Annotated in this window: 14 protein-coding genes and 2 pseudogenes; 9 read left to right on the top strand and 7 right to left on the bottom strand. The window is 32.6% G+C overall.

What is annotated here, in order from left to right; translation table 11 throughout:
* Positions 1–150: 150 nt before the first annotated feature.
* Positions 151–627, bottom strand: coding sequence for a transposase (locus tag IF125_RS10565; RefSeq protein WP_225542440.1), 477 nt, complete (start codon positions 625–627; stop codon positions 151–153).
* A gap of 248 nt (positions 628–875) precedes the next feature.
* Here IF125_RS10565 and IF125_RS10570 point away from each other — a divergent pair, with 248 nt between their 5' ends.
* Positions 876–1,301, top strand: coding sequence for a hypothetical protein (locus tag IF125_RS10570; protein ID WP_225542441.1), 426 nt, complete (start codon positions 876–878; stop codon positions 1,299–1,301).
* Positions 1,302–1,466: 165 nt separating this feature from the next.
* On the opposite strand, the gene IF125_RS10575 is transcribed toward IF125_RS10570, so the two are convergent.
* Positions 1,467–1,826, bottom strand: a complete 360-nt coding sequence (locus IF125_RS10575; protein WP_225542442.1) for a transposase — start codon at positions 1,824–1,826, stop codon at positions 1,467–1,469.
* 975 nt (positions 1,827–2,801) lie between these two features.
* Here IF125_RS10575 and IF125_RS10580 point away from each other — a divergent pair.
* Complete coding sequence (locus IF125_RS10580; RefSeq protein ID WP_225542443.1) at positions 2,802–3,527, top strand: hypothetical protein; 726 nt, start codon at positions 2,802–2,804, stop codon at positions 3,525–3,527.
* Between the two features lie 359 nt (positions 3,528–3,886).
* Here IF125_RS10580 and IF125_RS10585 read toward each other — a convergent pair whose 3' ends face one another.
* Entirely contained in the window at positions 3,887–4,048 is a 162-nt protein-coding gene (locus IF125_RS10585; RefSeq protein ID WP_225542444.1) for a hypothetical protein, read from the bottom strand.
* A gap of 268 nt (positions 4,049–4,316) precedes the next feature.
* On the opposite strand from IF125_RS10585, the gene IF125_RS10590 reads away from it, so the two are divergent.
* The 6 genes from IF125_RS10590 (at position 4,317) to IF125_RS10615 (ending at position 9,405) form a co-directional block, all read left to right on the top strand.
* The gene (locus IF125_RS10590) at positions 4,317–4,586 is read left to right on the top strand and encodes a transposase (protein ID WP_225542445.1); all 270 of its coding nucleotides are present in this window, start codon (positions 4,317–4,319) and stop codon (positions 4,584–4,586) included.
* A gap of 25 nt (positions 4,587–4,611) precedes the next feature.
* Positions 4,612–5,580 carry a Na/Pi cotransporter family protein gene (locus IF125_RS10595; protein ID WP_225542446.1) on the top strand — a complete coding sequence of 323 codons (969 nt, stop codon included), beginning with the start codon at positions 4,612–4,614 and terminating at the stop codon, positions 5,578–5,580.
* A gap of 47 nt (positions 5,581–5,627) precedes the next feature.
* Positions 5,628–6,272 carry an HdeD family acid-resistance protein gene (locus tag IF125_RS10600; RefSeq protein ID WP_225542447.1) on the top strand — a complete coding sequence of 215 codons (645 nt, stop codon included), beginning with the start codon at positions 5,628–5,630 and terminating at the stop codon, positions 6,270–6,272.
* 407 nt (positions 6,273–6,679) lie between these two features.
* Complete coding sequence (locus tag IF125_RS10605; RefSeq protein WP_225542448.1) at positions 6,680–6,793, top strand: RteC domain-containing protein; 114 nt, start codon at positions 6,680–6,682, stop codon at positions 6,791–6,793.
* A 457-nt stretch (positions 6,794–7,250) separates the two neighbouring features.
* The gene (locus tag IF125_RS10610) at positions 7,251–7,706 is read left to right on the top strand and encodes an HRDC domain-containing protein (RefSeq protein WP_225542449.1); all 456 of its coding nucleotides are present in this window, start codon (positions 7,251–7,253) and stop codon (positions 7,704–7,706) included.
* A 526-nt stretch (positions 7,707–8,232) separates the two neighbouring features.
* Positions 8,233–9,405, top strand: coding sequence for a hypothetical protein (locus IF125_RS10615; protein ID WP_225542450.1), 1,173 nt, complete (start codon positions 8,233–8,235; stop codon positions 9,403–9,405).
* Positions 9,406–9,625: 220 nt separating this feature from the next.
* Here the strand turns inward: IF125_RS10615 and IF125_RS10620 are convergent.
* Positions 9,626–10,525, bottom strand: a pseudogene (locus tag IF125_RS10620) (IS91 family transposase); the annotation flags it as partial.
* 40 nt (positions 10,526–10,565) lie between these two features.
* On the opposite strand from IF125_RS10620, the gene IF125_RS10625 reads away from it, so the two are divergent.
* Complete coding sequence (locus tag IF125_RS10625) at positions 10,566–10,832, top strand: GIY-YIG nuclease family protein (protein WP_225539818.1); 267 nt, start codon at positions 10,566–10,568, stop codon at positions 10,830–10,832.
* Here the strand turns inward: IF125_RS10625 and IF125_RS10630 are convergent.
* From IF125_RS10630 to IF125_RS10640, 3 genes and pseudogenes are all read right to left on the bottom strand, one after another.
* A pseudogene (locus IF125_RS10630) lies at positions 10,833–11,054 on the bottom strand (transposase zinc-binding domain-containing protein); the annotation flags it as partial. It lies immediately after the preceding gene.
* Complete coding sequence (locus tag IF125_RS10635) at positions 11,039–11,503, bottom strand: tyrosine-type recombinase/integrase (protein ID WP_262903672.1); 465 nt, start codon at positions 11,501–11,503, stop codon at positions 11,039–11,041. The pseudogene IF125_RS10630 and the gene IF125_RS10635, both read right to left, overlap by 16 nt.
* Before the next feature lie 272 nt (positions 11,504–11,775).
* Positions 11,776–11,937, bottom strand: a complete 162-nt coding sequence (locus IF125_RS10640) for a hypothetical protein (RefSeq protein WP_225542451.1) — start codon at positions 11,935–11,937, stop codon at positions 11,776–11,778.
* Positions 11,938–12,830 lie beyond the last annotated feature (893 nt).

Genomic DNA, 12,830 nt, shown 5'->3' on the forward strand with positions numbered 1-12,830 from the left:
AGCACTGCAGGTAACATAGGTAACTGTTGCACAACTCCAAATTTTATAAAAATTTAAAATATTTGACCTCGTTTAAGCCATTTTAAGCGAGGTTTATTTTTAGAGAAATATGCTGAATTGTAATATTAGGTTGCTCAAAAACGCACTTTTTTAAGTCGTGAAGGAGTACTTTTGTAAAAAGCTGTATTTCCCTTGTCTTAGGGAAACAACTTGGGCTAAAACACTCGGGGTTTTGAAAATTAAGCGCAGGTATTTCTTCAAGTTGTAAGATAAACTTGACATCAAAACGTGTTTATTGGCTTGAGCCATTCCTCTGCTGTTGATTCGTTTTAGGTTAAAAAAGTTAATCAACGTTCCTAAAACGGGTTCTACTGTAGCACTTCGACGCTTTACTAATCTGCGGTGATACGCTTTGTTTTGGGTGAGTTTTTCGAGCATTTTATCGTACAAAGGTTTGTGAATGCTTTCTTGACCTTGAGTGCCATAATGTTTTTGAGTGGATTTGTACAAAAAATGTAAATCTAATGCTTGATTTACACGGCGATAAAAGTTATCGGTTGAACTAACCGCTCTAAGCTTAGTTCGTAAAATAATTGTGGGGTAAATTCTTTTCGTCCTTGCATTCAACAAGATCCGAATTTTTTTTTATTTTTGAGTTGTGCAACAAGCACATTGTATTGGCAAAATGCGGGTTAAAGTGTAAGTTGAACTACTCTACTTTTTTATCCGCCAATATTTTCCAATTCCACATTTTTGATTAACTTAGTTCCATTGAAAAAATATTGGCTACGATTGGTCTAAAATTGAACTAAAGTTCATTTTTTCCCGCACTTCGCCAATACTTTTTCCGTTAGCATAAATTCTATACCAAAATCATGTTAAACAAAAAAAGCATTAAAAGAATAAATAAAGTTCTTTCATATTTTCTGATTTTTTCAGTCATCTCAATTTTTTCTGTTTATATAATTTTTTTCAGCAATTTTGTAATGCCTTGGGAAAGGAATGAAATTATTAAAACTTCATTAAATTGGGGTGGATTAAATGAATTTCCAAAAAATGCTGAAATTATAAACATTGAAAAAAAAGGTTCAATGTTTACAAGACAATTTATAATTGAATTTAAAAGTTCGGATAAAGAAATTAACTCTTGGATAGAAAAAAGTAAAAGATTAAAAAATAATATTCCAAAAATCGAAAATCAAACCAAAATTTACGAAATATATCCTGGTGAAGAAAATGCTTTCGGTGGAAAAGTTGAGATAAAAAACAATATTGTAAAAATAAATATGAGTTGGAGTTAAACAAAAATCACAAAAGAACTTCTGCTAACAGCAGTAACTGTTGCACAACTCCAATTATTATAAAAATTTAAAATATTTGACCTCGTTTATGTCTTTTTAAGCGAGGTTTATTTTTTGGAAAATATATTATAATATAAAATTAGGTTTGCTTAAAAACGCACTTTTTTAAGTCGTGAAGGAGTAATTTTGTAAAAAGCTGTATTTCCCTTGTTTTAGGGAAACAACTTGGGCTATAACACTCGGGATTTTGAAAATAAAGCGCAGGTATTTCTTCAAGTTGTAAGATAAACTTGACATCAAAACGTGTTTATTGGCTTGTGCCATTCCTCTGCTGTTGATTCGTTTTAGGTTAAAAAAGTTAATCAACGTTCCTAAAACGGGTTCTACTGTAGCACTTCGACGCTTTACTAACCTGCGGTGATATACTTTGTTTTGGGTGAGTTTTTCGTGCATTTTATCGTACAAAGGTTTGTGAATGCTCTCTTGACTTTGGCTGTCGTAATATTTTTGAGTGGATTTGTACAAAAAATGTAAATCTAATGCTTGATTTACACGGCGATAAAAGTTATCGGGTGGAACTAACTGATCTAAAATTAGTTCGTAAAATAATTGTGGGTAAATTCTTTTCGTCCTTGCATACTACAAGATCCGAATTTTTTTTATTTTTGAGTTGTGCAACAAGCACAATGTATTGGCGCAATGGCGGATTAAGTCTAAAATTTAAAGTTTTCGGCATTCTATTCCGCAAAAAGCTGTTTTTCTTTTGTTTTTTTTATTAAATTTACCAAAAGCCACAGCTTTTGCTTCGTTCGGTTCTGAATTGAACTTTCGCTCAATTCAAGCCCGCACTTCGCCAAGCCGCGGCAAGTTGTGTGACGTTTTAAAAAACTGACTGCTGAATTGAAAAACATAAAATTTTTAGTTACAAAACATTATCTTTACGGACTCATTCTCCTTTCCATTTTTTATGCTGTTATCGGAGAAATTCCAAGGTGGTATACGATTGAAAGAGATTGGATAGAATGGACTACGTCAATAATTGCGATACCTAATAATTGGAAAATTAGTTTCAAAATATTTGACTAAAAAAATAGCGAAAGAAAGAAGAAAATATTATGGAATATCATTTTTAGCACTCTTCGCTTCGTGGATTCTAATATTGTACTCTAAAGCATTAGTTGTCGGAATAATAAGTTCATTTGAATTTGGGCAGGCGCGGGTTTTGGAATCACTTGTAGGATATTCAATTTATCAACTTTGGATTTACGGAATATTTGGAATTATTCACGGAATATTTGGCGGATATTTTCTTTCGAGAGAATTAAAAGAATCGTAAAAGAAAACGGCACACAACAAACATATTGCCGTCAGGCGGGCAAAATACTTCCGTTTGAAATTTATTTGTAAATTTAAACATTGTCGCTTGCTTGGAGTTTTCTGGCGAAAATCCCGCCCGAACGGCAATATGCAAAACGTTATAGGACATTTACGCTAACTACTATGGAAAAAAGTCTTCTTGAAAAATATGAAGGAAGTAACACTTTGAGAGCTTTAGTCAATTTGATACCAACCATTGGAGGTTCATTAGATATTTTACTTTCAATTAAGGGTTCGAAATGGAGAGAAGATAGACTCAAAGAATTCTTATCTCATTTAGATTCTAGGATTTCAGAAATTGAAAGTCTTGATTTAATTAACAAAATTAGCGAATCAGAGGAATTTTATGATTTAATAGTTCAGTCGATGAATTCTGTTATTAAAACTAGACACAGAGAAAAAATTATATGTTATACTAATATTTTGATATGTAATTTAACAAATCAAGAGTCTAAAATTAGCAGTGATTTATATGTTTCAATACTAGATTCAATAACAATTGATGAAATAAAATATTTATCAGCATTAAAAGATTCAAATTTTCAAATAACTTTTGAAAAAATTAATGGTGAAAATGTTATTTGGGAAATGTATAAACAACATTTAGAGAAAACTAATATTAATAAAATTCCAGAAAACTGTTTGTTAAAATTTGATAACGAATTAATATGGAAAATATTAAGTGATAAAAATCTGATTTTAATTGAAAGCAAAAAGGATTTTAAATATTTACCATACACATATTCGACTTCGATGTCAAGTCTTTCGAGTACTATTACATCTTCTTCAAGTACAACTTATAAAATTTCTGAATTTGGAAAGGACTTCATTAATTGGATATTAAACTAATAAACGTCCTATAACAGCGGTAACCGTTGCACAACTCCCAATTTCGGAAAATAATTCTAAAAAACGAGCTTTTTTAAAGCGATTTCTGAGAAGCTTTATATTTTAAGGTAGACTAAATTTCTAAAATTTGAGTAGCTTATTTTGCATTTTTTAAGGGATTAGGGATGCTTTGAAAATTCCCAAGTTGTTCCCTTCTCTTTGGGATAGAATTTGGACTATTGAGGTTGTAATAGGAAGTGGTTTTTTCACTATAAACTTCAAGTATTTATTTAAGTTATAGGTCAAGGCCGCCATCAGTACATGTTTGTTCGCTTGGGCTAAGCCGCGGCTGTTGATGCGTTTCATGTTGTGATGATTGATCAGCGTTCTAAAACTGGTTCTACCGTAGCACTTCGACACTTTACTAACCTGCGGTGATATGCTTTGTTTTTGGTGAGTTTTTCGTGCATTTTATCGTACAAAGGTTTGTGAATGCTTTCTTGACCTTGAGTGCCATAATGTTTTTGAGTGGATTTGTACAAAAAATGTAAATCTAATGCTTGATTTACACGGCGATAAAAGTTATCGGTTGAACTAACCGCTCTAAGCTTAGTTCGTAAAATAATTGTGGGGTAAATTCTTTTCGTCCTTGCATACTACAAGATCCGAATTTTTTTTATTTTTGAGTTGTGCAACAATCACATGGGTTTTGCCATCGCACTGAATGGTCTTGCTATATATGTAAATCCCCCAAAAACTCAGACAGTTTAAAATATTATAAAAAGTTATAAATTTAAACTGTTATTAAAGATGAAAAAGTCAAGATTTACAGAAACACAAATCAGCCAAGTACTCAAGGAGCATGAAGCTGGAAAAAAGGCATCCGATATATGCCGAGAATTATCCATCAGTCCAAATACCTTTTATTTTTGGAAGCGCAAATATGGTGGCATGGATCAAGAAATGTTGCGTCAATACAAAGAATTGGAGCGAGAAAATGCCCGCTTGAAGAAGATGTATGCGGATTTAAGTTTGGATCACAGTATTTTAAAAGAGGTCATCGAAAAAGAAAATCATTAATCAATAGGAAGAATAAGCAGAAAGAATGTTAGAGAATTTTCAAACGTTTATAATCATAATAGCATCGATAGCTCTGTTTGTATTTGGATTGCAGAGTTTCAGTAAAGAAATAGAAAATCTTGGCACCGAAAAGCTATCAAAATGGATTGGCAAAATAACCAAATTACCATTGGGTGGATTTTTATTGGGAGGGCTGTTTACTTCCATTGTACAATCAAGTACCTTGGTATCAACACTGACGGTTTCATTGGTTAATACAGGTATTATTACTTTCCGTGATAGTATTCTAATTATGCTTGGTACAAATATCGGTAATACATCAACAGCTTGGATTGTATCTATGAACTCGTCTTTCCTCGGGCCGTTTTTTATTGTTTTAGGAACAGTAATTAGTATGATACCCACTAAAATTGCCGTTGCAGGTAAATCTGTATTTTACTTTGGTTTTATATTTTTTTCATTATCATTTATCAGTCAAGCTATGGAGCCAATAAAGAACGACCCTTTATTGGTAGATATTTTATCTAAGGCATCGAATCCTTTATTAGGCATTATCTACGGCATCATCATTACAATAATAATTCAATCCAGTTCTGTAGTTGTCGGATTAGTCATTGTCTTACTTTCGCAAGGTACTATTGATATTGAAGTTGCTATTCCTATAGTAATCGGAGCTAATATAGGTACTACTTCCACTGCACTGCTTGTTAGTTTAAAATTTTCATCTTTATCAAAATTGGTAGCATGGTCGGCATCGGCTTTTAATATTGTTGGGGTTATTATTATGTTACCATTTTTCGGTGTTCTGAAAAATATAGCACTCTCATTCAGCGATATACCTTCATTACAAGTAGCTATGGCATTTACGGTGAGTAATACGTTTACATCGCTATTTTTCCTTTTGTTTATAAATCCAACGATTCGCAGATTACAAAAACATAAATGGTATAGACAATCATTTGAACAACCTTCAGAAATAGAAATTACGAGTTAAAAACAACAACAGGATATGTAATTTAATAACAGTAAAAACTAAGTGTTATGGCTACATTTTTAAAAACAATCAAAAAAACAGTAAAACATTGGTACGTACCTGCAATTATTGGGGTACTTCTAATCGTATTTGGAATTTATATTTTCACAACACCGCTCGAAACCTATGGCACATTAACGATGCTATTCAGCCTTTCATTTTTGTTCTCAGGTATTGCTGAAACTTTATTTTCTGTACAGAACAGAAAAATAATAGAGGGATGGGGTTGGTATTTGACGGGAGGTATTTTTAATACGGTTATTGGTCTGATGCTATTATCCAGACCTGAAATATCAGCATTTACATTACCACTTGTTGTTGGCTTTACACTTATGTTTCGTTCGATACAAGGATTGGGGTTCTCTTTTGAGCTTAAAAATTATGGCTCTTTAAAATGGGGGAATCTTGCCATAGCAAGTATTCTGGGACTTGTGTTTTCCATTATTCTATTATTCAACCCAATTTTCACAGGAATATCATTAGTGGTAATGACAGCTTTAGCCTTCATTTTTTCTGGTATTACGGGAATTGTTTTAGGTTTTCAACTAAAGAAACTAAAAGCTCTACCTTCTAAAATCAGAAAAGAGCTTAATGAAAAAATAGATGTGTTGAAAAAAGAATATTATGAAGAAATTGAGCGTGAAGAGAAGTAAGAGTAATAGGTAAAATAAGTTACTCTCTATGTTAGAATATAATATCTGATATAGTGAAAGTAAATATTTAAGGAAGGATGTTATAAATGATAGTTCATTTGTGACAGGGCAGATTATATAGTAAATGGGGATGGAAAGCGAAGCTGGTAATCCCCCTAATAATAATCCCCAAGTAATGTATTCAAATGAACTGAATAGCTCCTAATTGACACGTTTATGCAAACTTATATTTATTAACGTATGATCATTTTAAGTCAAATGAATGGATAAATTTTACAACAAAATAATGTCTGAGTTGGAAATTGCAATCAATGAATTAGAGATTAAAGGCGATTGTTCTATACAACGGATAGAACAATCGCCTTTCAGATTTAAAAGAGTTTGTACTAAAAAACGATTTTAAAGATATGGAAGCAGAAATCTATTTTTTCAAATATCAGAAACCTGTTATTGTTTCGAAGCTCATTTACTATAATGCTGTTTATAAAATCGAATCAAAGCCAATCAACTACAAGTGGTGAATAAAATATAAGAGACTACAGCTAATAACTAAGCTTTAGCTTCGCTCTGTTCGGGCAGAGTCCTTGGGTCATCTTGTCCGGTGGGTGGGCACAAGATGAATTGAAAATCACTGAATACTAAAACAAATAATAAACCATGAAGTAAAGCCCGTTGAACCCTTCGATAAACTCAGGGCAGGCCGACCTTAGGAAGCTTAATACGTATGATGAAGTTTTCGAAGTGCAGCTTTAAGATACATGAGCAGTAATTTTACAATTACTGCTTTTTTTTATAGTTAATTTAGCATTTTTGTCTGTCTAAACTATTGATGATAGGCTAAAACATTACGTTATTAATACCTTATGATTTTTAGAAATATTAACTATATTTGAAAGGAGTTTGTGTACTTTTTTCACAGACTGACGTTAGCAGCAACCGCTTGGGACAACCGTAACTTGACAATTTAACAGTATAAAAATGAAAATAAAGCACTTTTACATACGGCTGAACAAAGAAAATTTACAAATAGACCAAGACACTTTAAATAGTTTTTTGGACAATGTTGTTGTCAAGAAAACAGTAACAGAGCTCATAAATGGACAGCCTAACTTTTGGTCAATTTTAGTTTTTTATGAGGAGCAAAAAACAAACAGACAAGACAGAAACTCTGAAAAAAATGCTGTAATTTCGGAAACAGAACTTACAGAAGAAGAGAAAAATATTTATGATGTTTTGAGAGAATGGCGACAAGACAAAGCGAGTGAATTAAATGTTCCTAGTTATGTAGTTGCTCATAACACAGAGCTTATGACCATAACTAAAATAAAACCTCAATCAGTAGATGAACTTTCAAAAGTAAAGGGCTTTGTTAGTGGTGGACAAAAAATTACAAAATACGGAGATGATATAATCGCTGTTCTTAATTCAATCTAAAAACCAATATTTTGTTAGTTATTGTGCCTCGACTACGTCTGATACAATACAGCATCACTTCTGCGGTGATGCTGCTAATAACTAAGCTTTAGCTTCGCTCTGTTCGGGCAAAGCCCTTGGGTCGTCTTGTCTGGAAGACACGAAACCTTTAGGTTCACCGAATACAAAAACAAATAGAATGCATGAGGTAGATGAACTAATAATCACTGAACACCAAAACAAATCATTAAAATGTGAAGTAAAGCCCTTTGAAACCTTCGATAAACTCAGGGCATGCCCACCGGAGTAACTTAATACGTATGATGAAGTTTTCGAAGTGCAGCTTTAAGATATACGAGCAGTAATTTTACGATTACTGCTTTTTTTTGGGCTGATATAGAATTTTTGCCTGTCTAAAACCATTGATGATAGGCATAAAACCTTGAATTATGAAGACCTAATGAATTTATGAAATATTAACTATATTTGAAAGGAGTTTGTGTGCTTTTTTCACAGACTGCCGTTAGTGGCAATTATATCAAAACCGATGAATAAGTTTATTACAATAGTTTTTTGTTTGAATTCCTTAATAAGTTTTGGACAAACAAATTCAGAAAATTACAGATTTTCTAATGACATTTTATCTCAAATTGATAATGATACTGTCGCTTGGAAATATCAGACAGGAGCATCTGAATTGTCATTTAACGGATATTATGCAGAAGTCCTTAAAATTTGGGACAAAAATGGTGTCAGAAAACCAAAAACAACAAACAAAGACAGTTTATACTATATCAATAGCAAAAAAGTCAATGCAAAAGATTACATAATTGAACAATCTAAAAATTCACAGATTGTAATTATTAACGAAGCACACCACATCCCTAAACATCGCACTTTCACTAAATCTCTTCTAAAAGATTTATATGACAATGGCTATCGTTATCTTGGACTCGAAGCATTATTTGATTCCACAATTAATGAACGAAAATTTCCTATAATAGAAAGTGGATACTACACAAAAGAACCTGAGTTTGGAAATTTGATTTCAGAGGCTTTAAAAATTGGCTATACCCTTTTCAGTTATGAAGCTTCTGAAGGCAAGAATGGAAAAGAAAGAGAAATTGAACAAGCTGAAAACATTCAAAAGTTTATTGAAAGTGTTCCAAATGCAAAAATTCTTATTCATTGCGGCTATGCTCACGCTTTCGAAAATGAATATCCTTCTTGGGGAAAAGCAATGGCAGGTAGATTAAAAGATAATACGAACATAGACCCTTTTACCATAGACCAAACAATGTTTTTAGAAAGGTCTGACAAAGAAAATAATCATTTATTTATCAAACTTAATGACACAACAGAACCTATTGTACTTATAGATAAAGACGGACAAGTTTTTAATGGAAATAAAGAAATTAGACAAACAGATATTGTTATTATACATCCTGAAACAAAATATATAGATAATCGACCTGATTGGTTACAGAATGGAAAAGAAAGCTACACAATACCTTCAAATAAAATTAAAAACAGTTCACCCTTACTTTTGTTAGCTTATAGAGAAAATGAATTTGAAAATAATGGAGTACCAACTGATATAATCGAAATTAATGATAATAAGCCATCTAAAAAACTGTATCTCACAAAAGGAAATTACACTATTGTAATAAAGGACAAAAACTATAACATCATTGAAAAATACAAGGTTGAAATCAAATAACTGCCACTAATAACTAAGCTTTCGTCTTGCCCGGAGGGCATGAGATGGAAGCCTGTTGAACGTAACCGGAGTTAGCTTTTAATTCTTATGGAGTTATCGAAGTTTAGTTTTAAGATATACAAGCAGTATTTTATATGATTACTGCTTTTTTTTGTGCTTCCTTAGACTGTGAAGTACTAAAAACTTTAATTTTCAGGCATAAAATCCCTTACCCATTAAGTTAATTAACAGGGGAATTTACTTTTGATTTAAAAAGATAAGTTTTTGGTGGACCTCTATCTCCAAAGAGTGCTAATGTTACTAAATTGCCTTCTTTACAGTAATAACAAAGGCGATGTTTTGTTTTTATTTTTGATTCTTTTCGTTTGACTTTTAATTGTTTTTGTAAGTCTTGTAATTTTCCTCTTTTCCAACTGCTGCTTAAAATTCCACAATGTCTTATTCGAACAAAACGTTTGGGTAAAATGTGTAAACTAAAACGACGAATAAATTCGTGATTTGGTAAGACCATTTGTTTATTTTGACCATTGTTGCGATAATCTTTGTACTGAAACGTGACTTGTGTTGCTGTTACATTTTTTAGTCGATGATTACTAATGGCTACCTTGTGTGTGTATCGTCCTAAATATTCGATCACTTGCTTGGGGCCACCAAAAGGTCGTTTGGCATAAACCACCCAATTCTTTTCAAACAAACTTTGTAAAACTTGAGCATCAGCCAACTTTTCTTTGCGCAACAAGGTTACATATTTAGCACGAAAAACCTTACTCAACGCTTTTACTGCAAACAAATATTTATCGGTTTTTATCTTGCGTTTCCAATTTCCATTTCTATCAATTCCACCGCCAGGAACAATGCAATGCAAGTGCGGATGCAAACTTAAATTTTGTCCCCAGGTATGCAGAATGGCAATCATTCCCAATTGCAATCCTTCCGTTTTTCCAAATTGAGACAACGTAGCCCAAGTTGCTTCAAATAATATGCGATACATGATTTGCGGATGAGAAATCGCTAAACCATTGAGCGTATCGGGCAACGTAAATACCAAATGATAATACGAACAAGGCAACAAATCTTGCTCGCGAGCTTGTATCCATTCTTCACGTTTGTGTCCTTGACAATTTCCCCGTAGGATTTTATCATTATATTTATATAAAAAAATGTATTACTATGTTTATGTATTATATAGCATAAAAGATAAAATGTTATATACTGGATATACTAAAGATTTAAACAAACGAATTAAAACTCATAATGAAGGAAAAGTTGTTGCGACAAAGTATAGACAACCTCTTATTCTTATTTATTGGGAAGGTTGCTTAAATCAACAAGATGCCACAAAAAGAGAAAAATACCTAAAATCAGGTAGTGGTAAAATTTATTTAAAAAATAGATTAAAAAATTATTGGAATAATCCAACGGGGTAAAGGACAATGCCTGTTTCTGCAACTGTTGTAACTGATGCTAATGTTTCCGCACGCATCACAAGCATCTACATGTCCGCTCAAAGCTGCTGTTCTACATAAAGTCAACGCCCGTAAGGTTTTCTCTTGATGAACCGTAAAGTTTTGGTTGGACAAATCGACCTTTCTAAGCACATCGGCTACACTTCGGCCAGGCTCAGTACGGGCTTCTACTTGCGGCTGCATAAGGCAAAAACGGTATCGAGTGGACTATGAACTTTTTGTTGTTCCAATTGGCAGACGTGCAGGTATTCCATTGTGGTTTCTACTCGTTCGTGTCCCATCAGTTTTTGAACTTGAAGAATATTCACACCATCTTCCAACAAGTGTGTAGCGTAGCTGTGACGCAAGGTATGCGTGTGAACGTCTTTTAAAATTCCAGCTTTTCTACAAACCGACTGAATCGCCCATTGAACTCCACGTAGACTATAACGCGAATCAAATCCTTTGGCATCTTTGGTGTTGCCAGTAAATAAAAAAGTAGTCGGATGTTCAATTGAAATGTACTTTTTTATCCCTCGAATGAGATAATCAGAAAGCGGAACATAACGATCTTTTTTACCTTTGCTTTGAACTATATGAAGCAGTTTACGATCAAAATCTAAATGTTTTAATTCAATTTTTCTTACCTCCATACAACGAAGTCCACAACTGTAAATTAAACCAATAAGTAAACGATGTTTTAATAAATCAGCACTTTATAACATTCGCCAAATCTCTTCTCGGCTTAAAATAACAGGTAATTTTTTCTGTTTTGAAATAGAGGGAAGTGCGAGATGATCATAAGGTAAACCTTCTGTTTTTAAGAGAAAACGTAAGCCATAAACCGTGTGTTTAAAATAAGATTGCGAAGGAGAATTTGAGCGTTGTTGGAGTTCAAAAAGATAATCTTTAACCTGTTCAGGATCTAATTGGGTTGGTAAAGATCCAAACGAAGCGCCATTGCAGCAACATGACGTGAATAATTTTCAAACGTGCGTTTACTTCGACCTAAAATAGAAATATTTCGTTCAAAACGTTGCAGAAGTTCAGAAAAACCTGTAATTTCACGACAAGCACGATTTAACAAGGTCGAGTTTAATTTCTCAGGAGATTTTTTTTAGTAACCATAATTTTGAATTTTTCAATATCCTAAATATATGTTTTATAATGGAAAAGCTACCGGAGGTTTAGTTCAACAACTAATCTTCCTTCTTGCCCGAAGGGCAGAAGGTAAAAACCTGTTGAGGAACCTGTAATTAGAACTATCATATATTATATAGCTAAAATTATCTGTTTTACTTTATTATTTAGTGACAGAATTTCCCAGAGCTACTAATTATAAAGCAAAACATCTAATCATTTCTTGCTGTAAAAACGATGTTTTCGGGTCAGAAATCTACTATCTAGTTTCTCAAATCTAAAAATCTCAAAAAATATTTCCCGTCATAACAGTCAGTTAGGGATAGAAAGTAAAATAAATGTAAAATGTGTTTGGAAGTTCGGAAAAATGGGTTGTATATTTGCAATCCCAATACGAAAGACGAGTAGTATTGTAGTTGACATAAAGTAAAACAAACGACAAAAATTTTTTAAAATAAATTTTGTTGATTTAAGAAATAAGTTTTACCTTTGCAACCGCAAATCACGAGAGTGATTTTGCTGCGAAGTAAATTGACTTATTGAAATAAAAACTTTAAATTTTTTAAAATAAAATTTGGTAGTTAAGAAATAAGTTTTACCTTTGCAACCGCTTACAGAAACAGCGATGTTTTGTAAGTTATAAACTGAGAAGTTCATTTGAAATTATAATATATACAGAAGAAAAAATAAGCCGAATAATAACGAAGTCAATCCTTGAATAATGGAGCTTAAGGAAATTCGAAGTTGTAAAAACTAAGTCTTTTAGACTAAACAAAATAATTTACAATGGAGAGTTTGATCCTGGCTCAGGATGAACGCTAGCGGGAGGCCTAACACATG

The organism is Empedobacter stercoris (genome assembly GCF_020281205.1).
GTDB lineage: Bacteria > Bacteroidota > Bacteroidia > Flavobacteriales > Weeksellaceae > Empedobacter > Empedobacter stercoris.

Bases quoted from the DNA above. Each gene is read 5' to 3' on its own strand.
- IF125_RS10625 (WP_225539818.1), top strand. From the start codon at position 10,566: ATGTATTACTATGTTTATGTATTATATAGCATAAAAGATAAAATGTTA.
- IF125_RS10580 (WP_225542443.1), top strand. From the start codon at position 2,802: ATGGAAAAAAGTCTTCTTGAAAAATATGAAGGAAGTAACACTTTGAGA.
- IF125_RS10610 (WP_225542449.1), top strand. From the start codon at position 7,251: ATGAAAATAAAGCACTTTTACATACGGCTGAACAAAGAAAATTTACAA.
- IF125_RS10570 (WP_225542441.1), top strand. From the start codon at position 876: ATGTTAAACAAAAAAAGCATTAAAAGAATAAATAAAGTTCTTTCATAT.
- IF125_RS10590 (WP_225542445.1), top strand. From the start codon at position 4,317: ATGAAAAAGTCAAGATTTACAGAAACACAAATCAGCCAAGTACTCAAG.
- IF125_RS10605 (WP_225542448.1), top strand. From the start codon at position 6,680: ATGGAAGCAGAAATCTATTTTTTCAAATATCAGAAACCTGTTATTGTT.
- IF125_RS10635 (WP_262903672.1), bottom strand. From the start codon at position 11,503: ATGGAGGTAAGAAAAATTGAATTAAAACATTTAGATTTTGATCGTAAA.
- IF125_RS10615 (WP_225542450.1), top strand. From the start codon at position 8,233: ATGAATAAGTTTATTACAATAGTTTTTTGTTTGAATTCCTTAATAAGT.
- IF125_RS10600 (WP_225542447.1), top strand. From the start codon at position 5,628: ATGGCTACATTTTTAAAAACAATCAAAAAAACAGTAAAACATTGGTAC.
- IF125_RS10595 (WP_225542446.1), top strand. From the start codon at position 4,612: ATGTTAGAGAATTTTCAAACGTTTATAATCATAATAGCATCGATAGCT.